Annotated in this window: 23 protein-coding genes; 3 read left to right on the forward strand and 20 right to left on the reverse strand. The window is 59.8% G+C overall.

Going from position 1 to position 22,345, the window contains the following annotated elements:
- Positions 1 to 41 precede the first annotated feature (41 nt).
- From AC2FNN_RS11285 to AC2FNN_RS11325, 9 genes are all read right to left on the reverse strand, one after another.
- The gene (locus tag AC2FNN_RS11285; protein WP_496758632.1) at positions 42 to 1,325 is read right to left on the reverse strand and encodes an ABC transporter substrate-binding protein; all 1,284 of its coding nucleotides are present in this window, start codon (positions 1,323 to 1,325) and stop codon (positions 42 to 44) included.
- Positions 1,326 to 1,399: 74 nt separating this feature from the next.
- Positions 1,400 to 2,476 carry a branched-chain amino acid ABC transporter permease gene (locus tag AC2FNN_RS11290; protein WP_496758634.1) on the reverse strand — a complete coding sequence of 359 codons (1,077 nt, stop codon included), beginning with the start codon at positions 2,474 to 2,476 and terminating at the stop codon, positions 1,400 to 1,402.
- A 3-nt stretch (positions 2,477 to 2,479) separates the two neighbouring features.
- Positions 2,480 to 2,737 (reverse strand): hypothetical protein, encoded by a 258-nt coding sequence (locus tag AC2FNN_RS11295; RefSeq protein WP_209506939.1) that lies wholly within the window; start codon positions 2,735 to 2,737, stop codon positions 2,480 to 2,482.
- A gap of 3 nt (positions 2,738 to 2,740) precedes the next feature.
- Positions 2,741 to 3,727 carry a branched-chain amino acid ABC transporter permease gene (locus AC2FNN_RS11300; RefSeq protein WP_496758635.1) on the reverse strand — a complete coding sequence of 329 codons (987 nt, stop codon included), beginning with the start codon at positions 3,725 to 3,727 and terminating at the stop codon, positions 2,741 to 2,743.
- Between the two features lie 29 nt (positions 3,728 to 3,756).
- Positions 3,757 to 4,575 carry an ABC transporter ATP-binding protein gene (locus tag AC2FNN_RS11305; protein ID WP_171116793.1) on the reverse strand — a complete coding sequence of 273 codons (819 nt, stop codon included), beginning with the start codon at positions 4,573 to 4,575 and terminating at the stop codon, positions 3,757 to 3,759.
- A gap of 78 nt (positions 4,576 to 4,653) precedes the next feature.
- Entirely contained in the window at positions 4,654 to 6,597 is a 1,944-nt protein-coding gene (locus AC2FNN_RS11310; protein ID WP_496758661.1) for an AMP-binding protein, read from the reverse strand.
- 173 nt (positions 6,598 to 6,770) lie between these two features.
- The gene (mutT, locus tag AC2FNN_RS11315; protein WP_170334201.1) at positions 6,771 to 7,169 is read right to left on the reverse strand and encodes an 8-oxo-dGTP diphosphatase MutT; all 399 of its coding nucleotides are present in this window, start codon (positions 7,167 to 7,169) and stop codon (positions 6,771 to 6,773) included.
- On the reverse strand, positions 7,166 to 8,392 hold the full coding sequence (gene argJ / locus AC2FNN_RS11320) for a bifunctional glutamate N-acetyltransferase/amino-acid acetyltransferase ArgJ (RefSeq protein ID WP_496758637.1): 1,227 nt from the start codon (positions 8,390 to 8,392) through the stop codon (positions 7,166 to 7,168). The genes mutT and argJ overlap by 4 nt, the downstream gene beginning before the upstream one ends.
- Positions 8,393 to 8,397: 5 nt before the next feature.
- Entirely contained in the window at positions 8,398 to 9,246 is an 849-nt protein-coding gene (locus tag AC2FNN_RS11325) for a peptidylprolyl isomerase (RefSeq protein ID WP_496758638.1), read from the reverse strand.
- A gap of 176 nt (positions 9,247 to 9,422) precedes the next feature.
- Here AC2FNN_RS11325 and secA point away from each other — a divergent pair, with 176 nt between their 5' ends.
- The 3 genes from secA (at position 9,423) to AC2FNN_RS11340 (ending at position 14,738) form a co-directional block, all read left to right on the forward strand.
- The gene (gene secA, locus AC2FNN_RS11330; RefSeq protein WP_496758640.1) at positions 9,423 to 12,140 is read left to right on the forward strand and encodes a preprotein translocase subunit SecA; all 2,718 of its coding nucleotides are present in this window, start codon (positions 9,423 to 9,425) and stop codon (positions 12,138 to 12,140) included.
- Between the two features lie 99 nt (positions 12,141 to 12,239).
- Entirely contained in the window at positions 12,240 to 13,157 is a 918-nt protein-coding gene (locus AC2FNN_RS11335; protein WP_496758641.1) for a hypothetical protein, read from the forward strand.
- A gap of 24 nt (positions 13,158 to 13,181) precedes the next feature.
- Positions 13,182 to 14,738, forward strand: coding sequence for a phosphate ABC transporter substrate-binding/OmpA family protein (locus AC2FNN_RS11340; protein ID WP_496758642.1), 1,557 nt, complete (start codon positions 13,182 to 13,184; stop codon positions 14,736 to 14,738).
- A gap of 3 nt (positions 14,739 to 14,741) precedes the next feature.
- On the opposite strand, the gene radC is transcribed toward AC2FNN_RS11340, so the two are convergent.
- The 11 genes from radC to AC2FNN_RS11395 form a co-directional block, all read right to left on the reverse strand.
- Positions 14,742 to 15,497, reverse strand: a complete 756-nt coding sequence (gene radC, locus AC2FNN_RS11345) for a RadC family protein (RefSeq protein WP_152459563.1) — start codon at positions 15,495 to 15,497, stop codon at positions 14,742 to 14,744.
- Between the two features lie 35 nt (positions 15,498 to 15,532).
- Positions 15,533 to 16,267, reverse strand: coding sequence for an ABC transporter permease (locus AC2FNN_RS11350; RefSeq protein ID WP_496758644.1), 735 nt, complete (start codon positions 16,265 to 16,267; stop codon positions 15,533 to 15,535).
- Positions 16,264 to 16,992: an ABC transporter ATP-binding protein gene (locus AC2FNN_RS11355; RefSeq protein ID WP_496758645.1), complete on the reverse strand. Its 729-nt coding sequence runs from the start codon at positions 16,990 to 16,992 to the stop codon at positions 16,264 to 16,266. Before AC2FNN_RS11355 ends, AC2FNN_RS11350 begins: the two co-directional genes overlap by 4 nt.
- The gene (gene tenA, locus AC2FNN_RS11360; RefSeq protein ID WP_496758647.1) at positions 16,989 to 17,663 is read right to left on the reverse strand and encodes a thiaminase II; all 675 of its coding nucleotides are present in this window, start codon (positions 17,661 to 17,663) and stop codon (positions 16,989 to 16,991) included. The genes AC2FNN_RS11355 and tenA overlap by 4 nt, the downstream gene beginning before the upstream one ends.
- Complete coding sequence (locus AC2FNN_RS11365; RefSeq protein ID WP_496758648.1) at positions 17,660 to 18,595, reverse strand: ABC transporter substrate-binding protein; 936 nt, start codon at positions 18,593 to 18,595, stop codon at positions 17,660 to 17,662. Before AC2FNN_RS11365 ends, tenA begins: the two co-directional genes overlap by 4 nt.
- A gap of 20 nt (positions 18,596 to 18,615) precedes the next feature.
- Entirely contained in the window at positions 18,616 to 19,581 is a 966-nt protein-coding gene (locus AC2FNN_RS11370; protein ID WP_496758649.1) for a HesA/MoeB/ThiF family protein, read from the reverse strand.
- Positions 19,578 to 20,174, reverse strand: coding sequence for a thiamine phosphate synthase (locus tag AC2FNN_RS11375; protein ID WP_496758651.1), 597 nt, complete (start codon positions 20,172 to 20,174; stop codon positions 19,578 to 19,580). The genes AC2FNN_RS11370 and AC2FNN_RS11375 overlap by 4 nt, the downstream gene beginning before the upstream one ends.
- Entirely contained in the window at positions 20,171 to 20,935 is a 765-nt protein-coding gene (locus AC2FNN_RS11380) for a thiazole synthase (RefSeq protein ID WP_496758652.1), read from the reverse strand. The genes AC2FNN_RS11375 and AC2FNN_RS11380 overlap by 4 nt, the downstream gene beginning before the upstream one ends.
- Before the next feature lie 2 nt (positions 20,936 to 20,937).
- Entirely contained in the window at positions 20,938 to 21,132 is a 195-nt protein-coding gene (gene thiS / locus AC2FNN_RS11385; RefSeq protein ID WP_152459571.1) for a sulfur carrier protein ThiS, read from the reverse strand.
- On the reverse strand, positions 21,116 to 22,093 hold the full coding sequence (gene thiO / locus AC2FNN_RS11390) for a glycine oxidase ThiO (protein ID WP_496758655.1): 978 nt from the start codon (positions 22,091 to 22,093) through the stop codon (positions 21,116 to 21,118). Before thiO ends, thiS begins: the two co-directional genes overlap by 17 nt.
- Positions 22,090 to 22,345, reverse strand: a 256-nt coding sequence (locus AC2FNN_RS11395; protein ID WP_496758657.1) for a bifunctional hydroxymethylpyrimidine kinase/phosphomethylpyrimidine kinase, incomplete at its 5' end; no start/stop codon positions are given. The genes thiO and AC2FNN_RS11395, both read right to left, overlap by 4 nt.

Genomic DNA, 22,345 nt, shown 5'->3' on the forward strand with positions numbered 1-22,345 from the left:
GTTGTCTGCACCGCCCCGGAATGTCCGGGGCGATCAGTTTATTATTCACAAAGCGGAGAGATGTTGTTTTCAGCCGCATATGCGCCCGAGTCTTCTTCGATCAGCGCATTGATCACCTCGACATCGGTCGGTTTGAAATCCTGAACCGGGTTCCAGGTTCCTGCTGCCGCATCCCACTGAACGACGCCCACAAGGCCGGGACCGCCATGGTTTTCACAGCTTACCGAGAATTCGGGTCCAAAACCTGCCATGCCCAGACCTTCCATCTTGGCATTGGTGATCTCCAGCGCTTCCATTCCGTCACGCATCATCGATGCGTCGATGTCGGCGGTCCCGTGCATCTCCTGCGCGGTCTTCACGGCTTCGGCCGCCAGCATCGCGGCATAGAGACCGCGGTTGTACTGAACCGTTCCCAGCTGATCACCTGCGCCGGCGGCTTTGCCCGCATCCACAACGTATTTCTTCAGATCATCATAGACCGGATAGTCCATACCCAGGCCGGTGAAGGTCAACGCTTTATAGCCATTGGCTTTTTCACCTGCCGGCTCAACGTCGAATTCCGCGCCCGACCACCAGACGCCGATGAAGTTTTCCATCGGGAAGCGGATGTTAGCGGCTTCCTGAACCGCAACCTGGTTCATGACGCCCCAGCCCCACATGATGACATAGTCAGGCTTTTCACGGCGGATCTGCAACCACTGCGACTTTTGCTCCTGACCGGGATGGTCAACGGGCAGCAGGGTCAGTTCATAGCCATGCTTTTCGGCCAGGGTTTCAAGCGTGCGGATCGGCTCTTTGCCGTAGGCAGAGTTGTGATAGACCAGCGCAATCTTCTTGCCGCTCAGATCTCCGCCATTTTCATCCAGCAAATAGTTGATCGCGCCGGATGCACCGTTCCAATAGTTGGCCGGATAGTTGAACACATGGCTGAACACCTTGCCGTTGGCAGCCGAGGTCCGCCCATAGCCCATCGTGTGAAGCGGGATACCGTCTGCCGTTACTTTCGGGATCAGCTGATAGGTGATGCCGGTCGACAGAGGTTGATAGACCAGTGCGCCTTCACCCTTGGTGGATTCATAGCATTCCACACCTTTTTCGGTGTTATACCCGGTTTCGCATTCGATAACATTGGCCGGAACGCCACCGATACCGCCATCGCGTTCGTTCAGCAGGGTGAAATAGTCCGCATAGCCATCCGCGAACGGAATGCCGCCCGCTGCGTATGGGCCAGTCCGGTAGCTAAGCGATGGGAACACCAGGTCGGCCATGACCGGACCTGCGGCCATCACGGCGCCCAGCGCCAGGGTTGCCAGTTTCTTGTTCATCGGGTGTGTCCTCCCTTGATTGATCCGATGTTGAGTTTCGGGCTTCGCACCCGTCTTTTCCTTGGGCCTGCCCCTTAGTGCGGGAACGGCCAGAGTCTGAGTTTCTCTTTCGCCACGCGCCACAGCTGTGCCAGCCCGTGTGGTTCGAGGATCAGGAACATGATGATCAGCGCACCCACGATCACCAGGTTAAGGTGCGCGACGATGTCAGTCGGCCAGCCCAGCAAATCAACGCCGACAAGTTTCAGGACCACCGGCAGCAACACCAGGAAAGCGGCCCCGGCAAAGGATCCGAAAATAGACCCTAATCCGCCGATAATGACCATGAACAGAACCAGGAACGACTTCTGGATGCCGAACACCTCGCCGACCTCGACCGCGCCCAGATAGACCGCGAAAAACAGCGCGCCCGCGATGCCCACGAAGAACGAGCTTACGGCAAAGGCGGTCAGTTTCGCCTTGAGCGGGTTCACCCCGATGATCTCGGCGGCGATGTCCATGTCGCGGATCGCCATCCATGTCCGCCCCGTCGTACCGCGTGTCAGGTTGCGCGCAACGAGGGCGCAAACGGTCAGGAATATCAGACAGAACAGATAGGTCGCCCAGGCCGATGCATTCGGACCGGTGATGATGATCCCGAACACATCCCGTTCCGGCGCGTTGATCTGCCCCGAAGCCGAGTAGTTGTAGAACCACGGCACCCGGTTGAACAGCCAGACCAGAAAGAATTGCGCCGCCAGCGTCGCCACCGCCAGATAGAACCCTTTGATCCGCAAGGACGGCAAGCCAAACAGCACGCCCACGACGGCCGTTATCCCACCGGCCAGGATCACGTGGATGAACATCGACACGTCTGGAAAGGCGGTCATCAGCTTGTAACAGGCATAGGCCCCAACGGCCATGAAACCCCCGGTACCCAGGCTGACCTGCCCGCAATACCCCACAAGAATGTTCAGCCCAATGGCCGCGATCGCGTAGATCAGAAAGGGCAGCAGCAGGGCGTTTGCCCAATAGTCGTTGATGATGAACGGAATGATCCCGAACGCCACCGCCAGCACCGCATAGTACCGATACCGATCGAACTTGATCGGGAAAGTCTGGCTGTCATCCACGTAGGAGGTTTTGAAATCTCCGGCCTCACGATAGAACATCTGTTACTTTCCCCATTCTTCCTGCGCCCGGTTCCGGGTCGCGGCGTCCAGCTGGCTGGACCCTTTGGCATATCCGCTCGCCTCAGAGGCGCGCACCAGTTTCAGGTAGGCCAGAACGCCCATGATCAGCCCGGCAAAGGCCAGGATCGCGGCAATCGTCAGCTGGCTGTCGGTCAGATCATTCGAGGTCAGCGCGATATATCCAAAGGCCCAGAACCCCGCCCATGCGATCACGTTGATGATGGCGATCAGCTTGGTCATGCGTTACACCCTCTCGATGATCTTCTCGCCGAACAGACCCTGCGGTCTAAACACCAGAAAGATCAGCGCCAGCACATAGGCGAACCAGTTCTCGGTCGCGCCGCCGACCATCGGGCCAATCGAGAATTCGAACAGCTTCTCGCCCACTCCGATGATCAGACCGCCGACAATGGCACCGGGGATCGAGGTGAACCCGCCCAGCATCAACACCGGCAGCGCCTTGAGTGCGATCAGCGACAGCGAGAACTGCACGCCCGATTTGGTACCCCACATGATCCCCGCGACCAGCGCCACGAACCCGGCCACCGACCAGACCATGACCCAGATGAAGTTCAGCGAAATCCCAACCGACAGCGCCGCCTGATGGTCATCGGCCACCGCGCGCATCGCCCGGCCCTGCTTGGTGTACTGGCTGAACGCCACCAAAGCCGCCACCAACAGCGCCGCAATGATCGTCGCCACGATGTCCAGATTGTCGATGAAGAACCCGTAGTCGAAGATGTTGAAGGTGGTTTCGTCAATCCACAGATTGATGCCCTGCGGCAGGCCCACATCCAGCGTCTTGATCTCGGACCCCCACATCAGGTCGGCCACGCCTTCAAGGAAGTACGCCAGACCAATGGTCGCCATAAACAGAATGATCGGTTCCTGCCCCACCAGATGGCGCATGACGAACCGCTGCACACACCAGGCCAGCAACACCATCACACCCATCGTCAGAATGATCGCCAGCAATGCCGGAACATTCCACCCGAAATAGTGGATATGGGTGCCGAACGTCGCATTGATCAGATGGGCGAACGGCACCTGCCCGTTCATGATACCCACCAGCGTCATGGCCGCAAACAGGGCCATAACCCCTTGCGCATAGTTGAAAATACCGGACGCCTTGTAGATCAGCACAAAGCCCAGCGCGACCAGCGCATAAAGCACCCCGGCCATCAGACCGTTGAGGATGACCTCCATCGCGAAGATAAGTTGTTCAGGCATGCCAGCCCCTCCCCAATTCTGCCCAGAGCCTAGTCATGGCTAACCCCCAGATAGGCGTCGATGACTTCCTGATTGTTGCGCACCTCATCGGGTGTGCCGTCGCCGATCTTCTTGCCGTAATCCATCACGACCACCCGGTCGCTCAGATCCATCACAACGCCCATATCGTGCTCGATCAGAGCGATAGTCGTGCCGAATTCGTCATTCACGTCGAGGATAAAGCGGCTCATGTCCTCTTTCTCTTCGACGTTCATGCCCGCCATGGGTTCGTCCAGAAGCAATAGTTTGGGTTCCGCCGCCAGAGCCCGAGCCAGTTCGACGCGCTTCTTCAACCCGTAGGGCAAGCGCGACACAGGCGTTTTGCGGATGTGCTGGATTTCAAGGAAGTCGATGATCTTCTCGACCGCCTCGCGGTTTTGCACCTCTTCCGCTTCGGCCTTGCCGCGCCAGATCGCCTGCTGGAGGATGTTGGTCTTCATGAAGTTCAGACGACCCGTCATCACGTTGTCCAGAACGCTCATACCCTCGAACAGGGCAATGTTCTGGAACGTCCGCGCGATTCCCTGCTGGGCGACTTCAAATGGCCGCATCGGCGGTCGCCTGGACCCATGGAACCAGACCTCGCCTTCCTGCGGAACATAGAAGCCCGAGATCACGTTCAGCATCGAGGATTTCCCGGCGCCGTTCGGCCCGATGATGGCGCGGATCTCGCCCTCGCGGATATCGAACGAGATATCCTTGATCGCCACCACACCGCCAAAGCGCAGGGTGATGTTCTTCATTTCCATCACCACACCGCCGATCTTGCGACCGTCTTCGGTGACATATCCTTCGGAATTATCCAGCATCGGTCACTCCCTGACTTGCGCGAAAACGGGACGGCGGGCGGGGCGATGACCGCAGGTCGCGCGGTGCTATGGCGGCCCTCATTCCGCTGCCACCTTGTGCTGCGCAACCGGTACAACCGGCGCGTCCACGATTTTCAGTGTCGCGCTGATCGCTCCCTTGCGCCCATCTTCATAGGTCACTTCGGTCTTGGTCGACACGCTTTCGGACCCGTCATAAAGCGCCGCAATGATGTCGTGGAACTTCTCTTCGACAAACCCGCGCCGCACCTTGCGGGTCCGGGTCATCTCGCCATCATCGGCATCCAGTTCCTTGTGCAAAACCACAAAGCGGTGCACCTGACAGCCCGACAGCATTTCATCCGCCGCAACCGACTTGTTCACCTCTTCCACATGGGTCTTGATCGTCTCTAACACACGTGGATGGCCCGCAAGTTCCTGATAAGACGCATAGGCGACGTTGTTACGTTCCGCCCAGTTCCCGACCGCCGTCAGATCGATATTGATGAAGGCCACGCAGCGATCCTTGCCGTTTCCAAACAGAACGACCTCGAGAATATCGGGGTAGAATTTCAGCTTGTTCTCGACATATTTCGGCGCGAACATGGACCCGTCGGCCATTTTGCCCACGTCCTTGGCGCGGTCGATGATCCGCAGATGGCCGCTGCTTTCCTCGATAAATCCGGCATCACCCGTTGCCACCCAGCCTTCGGCATCTTTGGTCGATGCCGTGGAAGCCGGGTTGTTGTAATATTCGACAAACACGCCAGGCGAGCGGTAGTGGATCTCGCCCTTGTCGTCGATCCTGAGCTCAACATCCGGCGCGGGCACGCCAACCGTATCGGCCCGAACCTCGCCATCCGGCTGTACGGTGATGAACACGGTTGCTTCGGTCTGGCCGTAAAGCTGTTTCAGGTTGATGCCTAAAGATCGATAGAAATCAAATATTTCCGGCCCGATCGCTTCACCCGCCGTATAGCCCACGCGAAACCGGCCATAGCCGAGTGTATCTTTCAGCGGTCCGTACACCAGCATATTGCCCAGCGCGTATTTCATCCGGTCGCCGAAACCGACAGGCTTACCATCCAAAAGGAGGCCGCCTACCTTTTTGGCGTGCGCCATGAAGTGGTGGAACATGCGCTGCTTCAGCTTGCTCGCATCCTCCATTCGGATCATCACATTGGTCAGCTGGCTTTCAAACACGCGCGGCGGGGCGAAGAAATAGGTCGGCCCGATCTCGCGCAGGTCGGTCATCATCGTGTCGGCGCTTTCGGGGCAGTTCACACAGAAACCACACCAGTACGCCTGACCGATGGAGAAGATGAAATCGCCCACCCACGCCATCGGCAGATAGGACAGGATGTCTTCGTTGCGGGTCAGGTGGTCGAACTCCGCGGAGTTCTTCGCGCTTTCGATCACGTTGCGGTTCGACAGCACCACGCCCTTGGGCTTGCCCGTGGTGCCCGAGGTGTAAAGCATGACGCAGGTGTCGTTATAGGTGATCTCGCCGATGCGCTTGTCCAATTCGGCGTCGAACCGCGCATGACCGGCGCTGCCCTCGGCCTTGATGTCGTCAAGCGCATTCATCTGGCTGTGGTCGTATTTCCGCATGCCGCGCTTGTCGGTATAGAGGATGTGTTTGACCTGATGCAGGTTTTCCTGAATCTCAATGACCTTGTCGACCTGCTCCTGATCGCCGCAGACGACATATTTCGCCCCGCAATGCTCCAGCACATAGGCCATCTCTTCGGCAACCGCGTCTTGATAGAGAGGGACCGGAATGGCACCGACCATCTGCGCCGCAACCATTGACCAGTAATGTGCCGGGCGGTTGCGCCCGATTACGGCGATGTGGTCACCCTTTTCAACGCCAAGTTCCAGAAATCCCAGCGCCAGCGCGCGGATCTCGGCGGCCGTTTCCGCCCAGGTCCAGCACTGCCAGATCCCGAATTCCTTTTCGCGGTAAGCCGGGGCATCCCCGAACTGCGTCGCATTGCGATGTAGCAGCGCCGGAAGGGAGTGCATCCCCTCGGCGCCCGACTGCGTCTGAGCCAATTCTATCTCTCCTCCCCATCCGGCCCCGGGTTGGGCCGGAACGGCGTCGCCGGGTCAGACCGGAACGCTGCTGCCCCGATTAAGGACAAGGAGAACGATCAGCGTCAACTTTTTCGTGATGTTTTCTCAATTCTTACGAATTGTTACAACCAATCCCGCAAAATCGGAATCAGCGGCACATCCGCCGCTGGCATCGGATAGTTCCGCAGGTCATTCGCGCGCACCCATTTCAGCGCTTGACCTTCCTTGGACTGCGGTATCCCCTCCCACTTCCGACAAGCAAACAGAGGCATCAGAAGGTGGAAATCATCATAGCTGTGGCTGGCAAAGGTCAGCGGGGCAAGGCACGAGGCCCAGGTGTCGATGCCCAGTTCCTCGTGCAATTCGCGGATCAGGGCGGCCTCGGGGGTTTCGCCGGGCTCGATCTTGCCGCCGGGGAATTCCCACAGACCGGCCATGGATTTGCCTTCGGGGCGCTGGGCCAGCAGCACGCGGCCCTCGATGTCGATCAGGGCGACAGCAGAGACCAACACGGTTTTCACGAGCGATAATCCGCGTTGATCTCGATATAACCGTGGGTCAGATCGCAGGTCCAGACGGTGGATTTCCCCTCACCCAGCCCCAGATCGACCGCAATCACGAGGTCCTGACCTTTCATATAGGCGGCGGCTGCGTCTTCGCTGTAGCCGGGGCTGACCCAGCCTTTTTCGGCCACAAGGATATCTCCGAAGGAAATGCTGAGCTTGTCGCGATCGGCGGCCGCGCCCGACTTGCCGATGGCCATGACGATGCGGCCCCAGTTCGGATCCTCACCGGCAATGGCGGTTTTCACCAGCGGAGAGTTGGCGATGGCCAGACCATGGGTCTTGGCGTCAGCGTCTGTTGCGGCCCCTGTCACGCGGATTTCGACGAATTTCGTGGCACCTTCGCCATCGCGCACCACTTGTTGGGCCAGATCCAGCATCACAGCCTCCAGCGCCTCGGCGAAGGCCGCGTTGCCGGTGGCGTCCACACCCGAAGCGCCGGTGGCGCACAGCAGCAGGCTGTCCGAGGTGGATGTATCGCTGTCCACAGTGATGCAGTTGAACGTCCGGTCTGTCTGCGCGCCCAGCATCGCCTGCAACGCCGATTGTTCGACCTGCGCGTCGGTGAAGATATAGACCAGCATGGTCGCCATATCTGGCGCAATCATGCCGGACCCCTTGGCAATCCCCGCAATAGAGACTGTTTTGCCATCAATTTTGACCTGCGCCGCTGCCCCTTTCGGGAAGGTGTCCGTGGTCATGATCGCGCGTGCGGCGTCTTCGATGGCATGACGGCTGAGATCCGCCTTCAGCGTTTCAAGCTTGGCAATGATGCGGTCATGCGCCAGCGGCTCACCGATGACACCGGTTGAGGATGTAAAGACCCGCTCGACCGGAACACCTGTCGCCTTCGAGATGGCCTGCGTCACCTCGGCCACCGACGTCTGACCATAATGCCCGGTAAAGGCATTGGCATTGCCCGAGTTCACCAGGATCGCCGCCGGGCCATCGCTGGGCCCGCCGATCTTGTCCTGACAATCCAGAACCGGGGCGGCGCGCGTGGCTGAACGGGTAAAGACCCCGGCCACAGATGTGCCCGGGTCCAGCACGGCCAGCATGACATCGGTGCGGCCCTGATATCGAACGCCCGCCGCGACGGTGGCGAACCGCACACCGTCAATTGCAGGCAAATCAGGGAAGGACGCTGGCGCCAGCGGCGAAACCTTGGTGATCTTGGCCACGGGGATTACTCCTGAATCAGGTCCAGCTGGCGCAGGACTTCGGGTCCGGCACCTTCCAGAGCGGGGCGGTCGATCTGCGCCTGCTGTGTCAGTTCATCGATGCGCGCCTGAATGGCGTTCTGCTGAACGGTCTGTGCAAGCTCTTCGCGCACGGCGTCCAGCGCGGGTGCTTCGGTTTTGCGCTTGTCGTTCAGCTTGACCAGATGCCAGCCAAACTGCGTCTGAACCGGATCGGACACCTGCCCTTTTTCAAGCGCGACCACGGCTGTTTCGAATTCCGGTACCATCTGGCCCTTGCCGAACCAGCCCAGAGCACCGCCATTGGGGCCGGACGGGCCGGTGGAATGCTCGCGCGCGAGCTCGGCGAAATCGGCGCCGTCATCAAGCTGCGCCTTGAGGTCGTTGGCCTGTTCTTCGGTCTCGACCAGAATGTGGCTGGCATCGAATTCGTCTTCACCCGCGAAATCGTTGTACTGCGCGTCGTAGGCTGCCTGAATGGCCTCGTCCGTGACAACGGTATCGGTCAGGGCTGTGACGGTCTGAACCGCCAGAAGAGAGCGTTCTTCATTTTTCAGCCGCAGCGTGTTCAGTTTGTTCAGCCCGTCCTGCTGTTGCCCCAGCAGTTGCTGCTGGATCAGCTGTTCCAGTACGAAGTCGAACAATACGTCATCTTCGGCCTGCTGGTATTGCGGCGGCAGGGCGGCAACGGTTGCGATCACGTGACCCAATGTGATCTCATCCCCGTTTACCCGAGCGACCACGGTGGATGCATCCGGCTGGGTTTCGGCGGCCAGAGGCAGGGCCATCATGGCGGTCAGAGCCAGCGATGGCAGAAAAGTGAGGCCTTTGGGCATTGAATCATCCTATTTTCTTGCCGCGACAGGGCGCGGCGTTGACACTCTGGAACCTGCCGCTTACATCGCTTTGAAGCCTTGGACAGGGCCGCCTTTCACCCCCCGTATCTATGGGTTGCGCGCAAGGTGGGCAAGCCTGTCGCAACCACGAAAAGAACAGATCCGCTGGAGTGAACATGCTGGGACTCGGAACGCTCGCCAAAAAGGTGTTCGGAACACCGAACGACCGCAAGATCAAGGCGACCCGCCCTCTGGTCGAGAAGATCAATGCGCTGGAACCCGAGTTCGAGAAGCTGTCCGATCAAGGTCTGATCAACAAGACCGAAGACCTGCGCAAACGCGCGCTGGATGGTGAAAGCCTTGACGATCTGCTGCCCGAAGCCTTTGCCAACGTGCGCGAAGGCGCCCGCCGCGCGCTGGGGCTGCGGGCCTTTGACGTGCAGCTGATGGGCGGCATTTTCCTGCATCAGGGCAACATCTCGGAAATGAAGACGGGCGAAGGCAAGACTCTGGTCGCCACCTTCCCGGCGTATCTGAACGCGCTGACCGGCAAGGGCGTGCATGTGGTCACGGTGAACGAATACCTGGCCAAGCGCGACGCGGAATGGATGGGCAAGGTGTTTGCCGCCGTGGGGATGACAACCGGCGTGATCTGGTCGGGTCAGCCTGACGCGGAAAAACTGGCCGCCTATTCCTGCGACATCACCTATGCCACCAACAACGAGCTGGGATTTGACTATCTGCGCGACAACATGAAGGCGGATCTGGAGCAGGTTTACCAGAAGCACCACAATTTCGCGATTGTGGACGAGGTCGATTCGATCCTGATCGATGAAGCGCGGACGCCGCTGATCATCTCGGGCCCGGCACAAGACCGCTCGGACCTGTATACCGCCATCGATGCGCTGATCCCGAGCCTGACCGACGAACACTACGCGCTGGACGAAAAGGCCCGCAACGTGACCTTCACGGATGAGGGCAACGAGTTTCTGGAGCAGCAACTGTTGGCCGCCGGCCTGATTCCCGAAGGCCATTCGCTGTACGACCCGGAAAGCACCACCGTGGTGCATCACGTGAATCAGGGTCTGCGCGCGCACAAGCTGTTCCAGCGCGACAAGGATTACATCGTGCGCGACGGCAATGTTGTTCTGATCGACGAATTCACGGGCCGCATGATGCTGGGCCGCCGCCTGTCCGAGGGCCTGCATCAGGCCATCGAAGCCAAGGAAAACGTGCAGATTCAGCCTGAGAACGTGACGCTGGCCAGTGTGACCTTCCAGAACTATTTCCGCCTTTACGACAAGCTGGGCGGCATGACCGGGACCGCCCTGACCGAAGCCGAGGAATTTGCCGAGATTTACGGCCTGGGCGTCGTCGAGGTTCCGACCAACAAGCCGATTGCCCGTGTGGACGAGGATGATCAGGTCTATCGCACCGCCATGGAAAAATATGGCGCGATGATCGAAGAGACCAAGAAAGCCCAGGAAAAGGGCCAGCCGGTTCTGCTGGGGACCACGTCGATCGAGAAATCGGAACTGCTGAGCCAGATGCTGACCAAGGAAGGCATCAAGCACAACGTTCTGAACGCCCGCCAGCATGAACAAGAGGCACAGATCGTTGCCGATGCCGGCCGTCTGGGCGCGGTAACCATCGCCACCAACATGGCCGGTCGCGGCACCGACATTCAGCTTGGCGGCAATGTCGAGATGAAGGTGCTGCAAGCGATTGCCGAAAATCCAGACGCGGATCCGTCCGAGCTGCGGGCCGCCGAAGAAGCACGCCACGCCGAAGAAAAAGAAAAGGTTCTGGCTGCTGGTGGCCTTTACGTCATGGCGTCCGAACGCCACGAAAGCCGCCGCATCGACAACCAGCTGCGCGGCCGTTCGGGCCGTCAGGGCGACCCGGGTCGTACCGTGTTCTACCTGAGTCTTGAAGACGACCTGATGCGTATCTTTGGCTCGGAACGGCTGGACAAGGTGCTGACCACGCTGGGCATGAAAGAAGGCGAGGCGATCATTCACCCCTGGGTGAACAAGTCGCTGGAACGCGCGCAGTCCAAGGTCGAGGGCCGCAACTTTGACATGCGCAAGAACGTTCTGAAATTCGACGACGTGATGAACGACCAGCGCAAGGTGATCTTTAGCCAGCGCCGCGAAATCATGTCGGCCAATGACCTGTCCGAGATCGTCTCGGATATGCGCGAGCAGGTGATCGACGATCTGATTGACGAATACATGCCACCGAAATCCTATGCGGAACAGTGGGATACCGACGGCCTGCATGAGGCGATCAAGGACAAGCTGACCATCGATGCCCCGGTTCAGGACTGGGCTGCCGAAGAAGGCGTGGATGACGAGCAGGTGCGCGAACGTCTGATCAAGGCCGCGGATGAGATGATGGCCCAGAAGGCGGTTGCCTTTGGTCCCGAAAACATGCGCAACATCGAAAAACAGGTTCTGCTTCAGACCATCGACAGCAAATGGCGCGAGCATCTGCTGACGCTGGAACATCTGCGCTCGGTCGTGGGGTTCCGCGGCTATGCCCAGCGCGATCCACTGAACGAATACAAGAACGAAAGCTTCCAGCTGTTCGAAAGTATGCTGGATTCCCTGCGCGAGACCGTGACACAGCAATTGTCACGCGTACGTCCGCTGACCGAAGAAGAACAGAAGGAAATGCTGGCGCAGATGGCAGGGCAGCAGGCTCAGGCACAGCAGGCCGTGGACAAGGCCGCGAGCCAGGCCGAGGCCAAGGCCGAGGCTGCGGCGTCAGGTGATGCGCTGCCGGGGTTTGACGAGAGTGATCCGTCGACCTGGGGCAACCCGTCGCGAAATGATCCGTGCCCGTGTGGCTCGGGCAAGAAGTTCAAACACTGCCATGGTCGACTGACCTAACGTCACCCGTCGAATCCACAATGTGTTCGTCTCGCGGCCACAAATTGGCCGCGATTCGTGGCGAATGTGCGATTTGCTCCTTCAACTGGGGAGGGTGTTTTGTTTGTAGTTCGAAACTACGTGACCACGTGCGGCACGGTCGCTTGTGCTTTGGGCATAGGCTACCTGATGCAGAACGGACCAATTGCGCAGCCTGCGAACGCGGGGGATAGTGTTGATGTTGCCTCGGCATCTCAGCAATCCTCGGTTCTGTCGGGGTTGGATGCTATCGTACTGACTTCAGCTCCGGCGCCTGACGCAGAATCCGGGGCGGCAGCGCCCGAACCCCGCGCAGTGCCGTCAGCCCCGAAAACGACGGATTGCAACATTAGCGCGCGCGCCGTCGCCGTCCCCGGCGCCATGGCACAGCTGTCGCTCAGGGCACCCTGCCACCGAAACGAACGTGTTGAAATTCATCACAGCGGCCTGACGGTCAGCCAGAACACCGACGATTCCGGTGCCTTGGGCATGACCATCCCGGCACTGTCGGAATACGCGATTTTCCTGATTTCATTCGAAGATGAAACGGGTACGGTCGCCACCACTCACGTGACCGACATTGCCGACTATGACCGCGTCGTCCTGCAATGGCAGGGTGATACCGAGTTGCAGATTCACGCGCTGGAATTCGGGGCAAGCTATGGCAGCAGCGGCCATGTGTGGGATGATTCCTCGGCAAATGGCGCAGGAGAGGTTCTGCGCCTGGGCCAGACGGGTCTGGGTCGTGCCAGGAATATCGAAGTATATTCCTTTCCGACAGGCGCGTCGGATCGGTCCGGCACCATCGACCTGACGGTCGAAGCCGAAGTGACCGAATCCAACTGTGGGCAAACACTGAATGTGCAGGCCCTGGAACTTCTGTCAGATAGCCGCCTGCGGTCGCGCGACATGTCCCTGACCCTGCCGGATTGTTCACAGGCCGGTGAGTTTCTGGTGTTGAATAATCTGCTCTCAGACCTGACAATTGCGGCAAAGTAATCCGCAGGCAGGCTCGACTCTCTTATGACTTTCTTTCGTGCGGCTGTGACCGCGCTGTTTTCCGTTGCAGGTGCGACCTGTGCAATGGCGCAGGACATCACGCTGACGTCTCATGACGGCAAGGTCGAAGTAACAGGCAATCTGCTGGGCTTTGACGGCGAGTTCTACCGCGTTGATACGCAGTTCGGAGAGTTGACCGTTGATGGCTCGGGCGTCACCTGCGACGGACCTGCGTGCCCCAGCCTGACGGATTTCGTAGCCGAGTTGCGGTTTTCCGGATCGTCCGTCATGGCCGAAACGGTCCTGCCCGCCCTGATCATCGGGTTTGCGCGGCAGGAAGGCCTGACCGCAACACCTGCCCGCGTGGATTCGGACACCTTCGTCTACGAGCTTTTTCAGTCAGGTCGTGACGCGCCGTTGGCGCGGTTCTACTTTGACGTCGGGACCACGGATCGTGGATTCGCCAAGCTGATCCAGGATCAGACAGATATCGTGATGGCCCTGCGCGAAGTACGCGAGGCAGAGCGGGATACAGCCGAAACCGCAGGGCTGGGTGATTTGACACGGCCCCGACGATCCAGGGTTGTTGCATTGGACGCCATGGTTCCGGTGGTGGCGCCCGATAGTGTGATGCGTCAGATCTCGCTGGCCGATTTGGCGCGCATTCTGTCAGGTGAAATGAAGAACTGGGTGGACCTGGGCGGGCCGGATGCTCCGATCGCCTTGCATGTGCCGGATCCGGGTTCGGGGCTGGCACAGGCTGTCGAGGATCAGGTATTGAAGACCGCTGGTGTGGAACTGACCGATACCGCAATCCGTCATATTCGAACGAGCGATCTGGTCAAGGCCGTGACCAAGGACCCGTTTTCCATCGGAATCGCGAGCAAGGCGACAGCCGACAATGCCCGAGCCCTGCCGTTGACCGGAGGGTGTGGGCATCCGCTGGCCGCCACCCGTCAATCGATCAAGACCGAAGATTATCCGCTGAACCTGCCGATGTTTCTGTATCTGCCCGAACGCCGCCTGCCACGGATCGCACGGCAATTTCTGGCCTTTAGTCTAAGCGCCGAGGCCCAGATGACCATTCGTGACGCAGGTTATGTGGATCAATCGCCCGAAACCTTGCCGGTTGGCGTACAGGGCGACCGGCTTGCCAATGCCATCGCCACCGGCGGGCCCGAAGTTGGGCTGGACGAGCTGCGGCGCATGATCGAAACCCTGCGCCCGCTGTCGCGCCTGTCCCTGTCGGTTCGGTTCGAGCCCGGATCATCCCGTCCGGATGCGCAGTCACGTTCCAATATTCAGCAACTGGCACATATGCTTGACGCCGGCACATTGAAGGCGCGCAAGCTGGTGTTTGCCGGTTTCAGCGACGGGGATGGTGGGGCCGCCGCCAACGCCCGCATTGCCCTGCGACGTGCACAGACGGTACGAAACGCGGTTCTGGCCGCGGCCGAAACACCGATATCAGACAGTATCGAGGTGGTCGCGGAAGGGTTTGGCGAAGCAATGCCGATGGCCTGTGACGACACCGAATGGGGCCGCAAGGTCAACCGCCGGGTTGAAATCTGGGTGCAGTGAAGGTCACAGATACCCTTCGGACCGAAAGCTCAACTCGGTCGATTTTCCAATGATCAGGTGGTCGTGCAGGGTCAGGCCCAAGGCCGAACAGGCATCCTGAATACGGTTCGTCATGTCGATATCCGACTGCGAGGGCGTCGGATCACCCGACGGGTGGTTGTGCACCAGAATCAGGGCCGAGGCATTCAGTTCCAGCGCTCGTTTGGCAACCTCGCGCGGGTAAACCGGTACGTGATCCACGGTGCCTTTGGCCTGTTCCTCATCCGCGATCATTACGTTCTTGCGATCCAGATAGAACACGCGAAACTGTTCGATCTCACGATGGGCCATGGTGGTGTGACAATAATCCAGCAGTGCATCCCAGCCTGAGATCACATGCCGCTGCATTACCCGGGCGCGGGCCATCCGATGGGCGCAGGCCTCAAGAATTTTGAGGTCGGTAACCACGGTATCGCCAACGCCCTTGATCTGGCGCAGCCGTTCCTCGGGCGCGGTCAGGACACGATTGAAATCACCAAAAGTGTCCATCAGCGCCCGCGCCAGTGGCTTTACATCCTGCCGGGGAATGGATCGGAACAGGACCAGTTCAAGCAGTTCGTAATCCGGCATCGCCGCCGACCCGCCGGTCATGAACCGTTCGCGCAGCCGCTTGCGGTGGTCTTTTATGTAGGAGGGTAGCCGACCAGAGGGCAGCGGCTGCGCCGGCGCTTCGTCCGTATCAAACAACATCGGGGCTTCGGCAAAGGCGTCCTGTGTCATGAGCGCACCCTGACCCAGAATCGGTTTCTGATTGGTTAACGCATCTCACCCGCCATGCGTGCCGTGGCCCGGCGGACAATCATGTGCAGAAGGATCGAGAACACGCCCAGGGTCAGCATCGCGGCAAACATGAGATCGGTCTTGGCACGGCCATTGGCCAGCAGCATCAGGTATCCCAGCCCCTGCGACGAGCCGACCCATTCACCGATCACCGCTCCGATCGGGGCATAGACCGCAGCCAACCGCATCCCCGACGCCAGCGACGGCAGAGCGGCCGGAATACGGATATGCCACAATACGGCGCGCTTGCTGGCCTGCATCGTTCGGGCCAGATCCAGATACCCCGAAGGGGTGCGCATAAGCCCGTCAAAAAAGGATGAGGTGATCGGGAAATAGATGATCAACACCGCCATGGCGACCTTGGACCAGAGCCCATAGCCCAGCCACAGCGTCAGCAACGGCGCCAATGCGAAAACCGGCAGAGCCTGCGTGAACACCAGCATCGGCTGCACCAGCACCCGCGCCGCCCGCGAATTCGCCAGTTGCAACGCAGTAACAACACCCAGCAGCGTTCCGCATGCCAGACCGATCACCACTTCGATCGCGGTGATCCAGGTGTGCTCGGCGATCACCCAGCGGTTCTGCCACCAGGTCTCGGCCACGACGGCGGGTCCGGGCAGGATGAACTTCGGCAACCCGGTCAGGGTCACGATGCCCTGCCAGATCAGCAAGGCAAACAAAGTTGCGGCCAATGCAGAAAAATACTTCATGCCGCGCCCTCGCAGAGAAGACGCAGCAAGGCACCCTGGGTTTCCAATGTCTCCAAATCATCCACGCGGCGCGGGGCCGGGGCTCGGGGCGGTTCGCACTGCGTCAATCCGTGTTCCGTCATCACCACGATGGATTGCGCCAGACGCGCGGCCTCTGCGGGATCATGGGTCACAAGAAGGACGGTGCGGCCATGCAATGCTTCGGCGGCCAGATCCTGCATGTCAGCGCGGGTGCGGGCATCAAGGGCCGAAAAGGGCTCGTCCAGCAAAACAATGGGGCGATCTTCCATCAGTGTCCGGGCCAGAGCGACACGCTGACGTTGCCCGCCGGACAACGCGTTGGGCTTCTTGTTCATGTGATCCTGCAACCGCATACGCTTGATCAGGCGGTCCCGTCGATCAAGATCAACGGTTTCCCCGCGCAGACGCGCACCCAGCGAGACATTCTGCGCGACGGTTGCCCAAGGCAAAAGAAGATCATCCTGCGCCATGTATGCGACACGCTCAGCCACAGGCAGGCCATCACTGGCCGTGATCCGCCCGGCGAAGGCGGCCCCGGTCTCGAGCCCTGCAATCAACCTCAGAACCGTGGTTTTTCCCACGCCCGAACCGCCCAGCAGGCAAGTCCACGCCCCGGCCCCAAGGGTCAGGGACAGCGGCGCAAACAGGGTCGCGCCGTCGATCGTGGCAGTGCCGTTGATGGTCAGATCGGGCGCAGGGTTCATGGCGTCAACCCCATCTGCCAGAAGTCGACTTCAAGCTCTGTCGCCTTGCGGAAAGTCTGGCACAGTCGATCCCAGCGTGGCGAACCCTGGAAATCAGCGCCAATACGTCTTGTTAGAGCCTGATCCAGCAACTCTCCAACCGCCACACATGCGCCTTGGTAATCTTCACCGGCATAAGTGTCGATCCAGCCGCGATATGTCTCGGACGTTGCCTCGGCGGACAGGCGCGTACCGATCTCACCATACCCCATGACGCAAGGAACAAGCGCCGCCAGCAGGTCCAGAAAATCTCCGCTGTAGCCTGCTTCCAGGACAAACCGGGTATAGGCCAGATTCTCGTGACGCTCCGGCGTGGCAAACAACTCTGCCTGCGAGATACCTTCTGCCGCGCAGATACCGATATGCAGTTTCATCTCTTCGCTGACCAAACCGTTCACGGTTCGCGATGCGGCAAGCATTTCTTCATGCGTTTCTGATTTCACCACGGCCAGCGCCCAGGCACGTGAGAAATGGATTAGAAACACATAATCCTGCCGCAGATAGTGCAGAAACGCCTCGCGTGGCAGCGTGCCGTCTTTCATGCCCTCTACGAAGGCGTGGCGGGTATAATCCCGCCACGGCCCAGTCGCAGCATCGCGCATCAGCGCAAAGGCTTTGCCGTAGTTGCTCATTGCGCGGTCACGTCGGTGGTGATGTCACTGACCGGAAGGACGCTGTCGATCATCCCGCTTTCGTTCAGGAAGGTTTCGAACCGGGCATAACGACCGGCATCAAATCCTGCCGGACGCAGCGCAAAGCGCGGCAGTGTATCGACCCAGGCGCGGGCATTCAGCTCGTCCTGTAGCTCGGGCGAGGTCGCCGCGAAGATTTCCCAGCTTTTTTCCGGGTTGTTGACGATATATTGGGTCGCTTTTTCAGTCGCGGCGAGGAAACGGGCGATCTTGTCTTTGTCCATCCTATCGGGGTTGGCGACATAGATCAGCTCATCATAAGACGGAACGCCCTCTTCCTCGATATAGAAGCAGGTGCCGGGACGGCCTTCGATATCCATTTGGTTCAGTTCGAAGTTGCGATATGCGCCAATCACCGCGTCCACCTGACCCGTCATCAGCGACGGCGAGAGGGAAAAGTTGACATTGATCAGCTCGACATCACCCAGCGCAACATCGTATTTGCCCAGAACGGTGCCAAGGATGGCTTCTTCGACCCCTGCGACCGAGAAGCCGATTTTTTTACCCTTGAGGTCAGCAGGCGATTTGATTGGCCCGTCTTCCAGCACCAGAAGACAGTTCAGTGGCGTCGCAACCAATGTGCCGACACGCTTCAGTGGCAGGCCCTCGTGAATTTGCAAGTGCAATTGCGGCTGGTAAGACACCGCCAGATCGGCTTGGCCGGCAGCCACCAAACGGGGCGGGGCAGACGGGTCGGCGGGCGGGACGATCTCGACCTCGAGCCCTTGTTCGGCAAAATAGCCGTTTTCCTGCGCCACAATGATGGGACCATGGTCAGGGTTTATGAACCAGTCCAGCAGGACGGTCATTTTGTCTTCGGCCCATGCTGGTGCGGCGGCCAGAAGGGCGATGGCTGTCATCAGCTTTTTCATGTCTCGCGTTTCCCTTTTCTTCACGAGGTTGAGGCCGCAACGAGGACAATCTCGCCCGGCCAATCTGTTTGAATCTGCTCGGCGGCGCGCCATGCCCGCAAACCGGTGGCACAGCAAAGAGCCAGCCTTTTTCCCTTGTTAGGGTCTATTTCGCGCAATTTATCCGGTGAAATGCGCATCGCGTTCGAATGGATGGGAACAGGGGCTTCCTGCGAACTGCGCAGCTCGATAATCTGATCCGTGTCCTTCAGCTGGCTTGTGGACAGAAAGCGAAGGCAGTTGTCGGGTTCGGGTGCGTCATCAAAGCGAAACCCGGTGCTACGCAGGGTTCTTGCGTCATACTGAACCAACTGCCCAAGGGGCGAGGGATCAAGTCCAAGGATCAAGCTGAGCGCCATCTGCGCCTGCATCGCCCCGATCACGCCAACCACGGGGCCCAGAACCCCCGCAGTGGCACAAGTGGCACCACTGTCGGGTGCATCGGGGAAGACAGCGCGCAGCGATGGGCCCCCACCGCAGAACCCGCCCACATAACCCGAAAGCCCCAGCACCGAGGCGCTGATCAAAGGCTTGCCTTGCGCCAGACACGTGTCCGACAGGATGTAGCTGGCCGCGTAGCTGTCGGCGCAATCCAGAATGATATCGGCTTGCGACACCGAACCGGGCGCATTTTCACTGGTCAGAGCCTGATTCAGACCGATGAATTCAATTTCACCATTCAGCGCGCGGCAACGGGCGGCGGCGGTTTCCGCCTTGGAGTGCCCGCAATCGGCCTCGAAGAAAAACGTTTGACGGTGCAGGTTCGACAGATCGACCGTATCACCGTCCATGACCATGATCCGCCCCACCCCGGCCCCTGTCAATAGCGGCAGAACCGGTGCAGCCAGACCGCCCGCACCGACGACCAGAACACGGGCTGCTGACAGGCGTGCCTGCCCCTGTGCCCCAACGTCGGGCAAAAGCGTCTGGCGGGCATATCGGCTCATCGTGTGACCTCGATCCACGCGCGCACCCGTGCTTCGGGGTCGGGGTTCAGGGTGATATCCGTGACTGCCGAGACAATGTCCGCCCCGGCCTTCAGCACACCGGCCGCGCGCTCGACACTCATGCCGCCAATACCAACCAAGGGAATATCACCGACCCGCGCCTTCCATTCCGTTACGCGGGGCAGGCCCTGCTGATGCCATTTCATCTTTTTCAGAATGGTGGGGTAGACCGGGCCCAATGCCACGTAATCGGGATCCATGGCCAGCACACGCTCTAGCTCATCATCGTCATGGGTGGAAACGCCCAGTTTCAGACCCGCTTTTCGGATGGCTTTCAGGTCGGCGTCGTCCAGATCTTCCTGCCCCAGATGAATCCAGTCGCAGCCCAGATCAATCGCGTGTTGCCAATAATCGTTGATCACCAGAACCGCCCCATGGTCACGGCACAATTCGCGTGAGGTCGCTATCTGGTCGCGCACCGCATCGTCTGGCTGATCCTTTATGCGCAACTGCACCAGCTTGACACCCAGCGGCAACATCCGCCGCAGCCAGTCCGAGTGATCAAAGATCGGATAGAAACGGTCCAGCGTCATGACAGGAAGGCCTTTCCAACAACAGGGGTAGAGGGTTCAGCCATATCGCGCGGCTCGATCGGGTCGGCCTGATGGGCCAATTGCCCGGCAAGGGTTGCCTGCGCCATCGCCTTGGCCATCAGAACCGGATCTCCGGCGCGGGCCACGGCGGTGTTGAGCAGAACCGCGTCAAAGCCCAGCTCCATCGCGCGGGCCGCGTGGCTGGGCAAGCCGATACCGGCATCCACCACCAGGGGAATGTCAGGAAATTCGGCCCGCATCGCACGCAGGGCGTATTCGTTGTTCAGCCCGCGTCCTGACCCGATTGGTGCGCCCCAGGGCATCAGAACCTCGCATCCCGCTTCCAACAGGCGTTCGCCCACGATCAGGTCATCGGTGGTGTAGGGAAACACCTGAAACCCGTCCTCGGTCAGAATGCGGGCGGCTTCGACCAGTTGGAAAACATCCGGTTGCAGACTGTCCGTGTGTCCGATGAGTTCCAGCTTGATCCATCGGGTCTCGAACACTTCGCGTGCCATATGGGCGGTCGTCACGGCCTCTTTCACCGTATGGCAACCGGCCGTATTGGGCAGGATCAGAACTCCCAGGTCGCGGATCATGTTCCAAAAGGTCTGGCCCGCACCCGCTTCGCGCCGCAAGGATACAGTGGCAACGCCTGCACCGCTTTCGCGAAACGCCTGTTCCAGAATGGCCGGGCTTGGATATTGCGCCGTTCCCAGCATCAGCGGGTTGGGCAGTTCAGTGCCGTAAAACGTCTTCATCTTCAGCCCCCCTGCATCGGTGCGACGACCTCGACCCGGTCACCTTCGGCCAGCTTGTGAGCAACGCGCAGGCTTGAGGGTACGAAGTCTTCGTTCACGGCGGTGGCCACACGGCCCGAGAAACCGCATTCGTCCAACAATTCCGACAGGGTTTCGGCGCGCACCTCGCGCGTCTCGCCATTAAGCACGATCTTCATCAACCATCTCCGAATGTGTGTTGTTCAGCGCCAGATCAGCAACACCCCGCGCCAGCGCCGGTGCCAGCAGATATCCGTGGCGATAAAGCCCATTGGCATAGATCGTCCGGCCCAAACGCCGGATACGCGGCAAGTTGTCGGGGAAAGCGGGGCGCAGGTCGACGCCGATCTCCAACACTTCGGCCTCGCCAAAGGCCGGATTCACGGCATAGGCCGCGCTGAGCAATTCCAGCATCGAACGGGCGGTAATGCGGCTGCTGTCCTCGGATTCGATCATGGTCGCACCCAACATATAGACGCCGCCGCCGCGCGGAACGATATAAAGCGGCATCCGCGGGTGCAGCAAACGAACCGGGCGCGTCAGTTCCACGTCGGGGCATCGTATGACCAGCATCTCACCCTTCACGCCGCGCAGATCATGCAGGAATTCGCGGGCGTGAAGACCACGGCAGTCAATCGCATTCTCCAACTGAGCGGGTGCCAGTTTCCGGTGGAACTCGACGCCCTGGCTTTGCAGTTGACGATACAGATCTTGCAGCGCCTGACGCGGATCGACATGGGCTTCGCGTTCGAAGAACAGGCCTTGGCCAAACCCCGCCAGATCAGGCTCTAATTCGGATATTTCTGCCCGTTCGACCTTGGTGAACTCTTTTGTTCGGCGCGCAAATCGGCGCAGGTCGGGCACATCACGGGCGCTTGCGACAACAAGCGTTCCCCGCCGGGTCACCTTGGTGCGTCGGGCCCACCATTCAATCGCTGACTGCCCCAGGCGCAGCACCGGTTCTTCCGCGTTTTCATATTCGCACCACGGTGCCAGCATTCCCCCGGCCCACCACGAACACCCATGCGGGCCCGGTGGCCCGCCGGGGTCGAATATCTGCACTTTCGCACCGCGCGACACCAGTTCGCTGGCAACGGCAAGACCGGCAACCCCTGCCCCTATGACAGACCAAAGCGTCACGAGGGCCAAACCCGATGGAAATGATGCACCGGCCCGTGTCCAGCGCCGACATTCAACTCGTCCGCGCGCGCGATGGCCCCTTGCAGATAGTCATGCGCCTGCGCAACCGCGTCCCTCAGGGCCAGTCCCTTGGCCAAACCGGCAGTGATGGATGACGACAGTGTGCATCCTGTTCCATGGGTGTTTTTCGTATCCTGACGCGGGGCCTGAAACTCGGCCACGACACCCGACGGATCGATCAGCAAATCGTGA

It is taken from the genome of Ruegeria sp. BHSA118 (assembly GCF_059613405.1).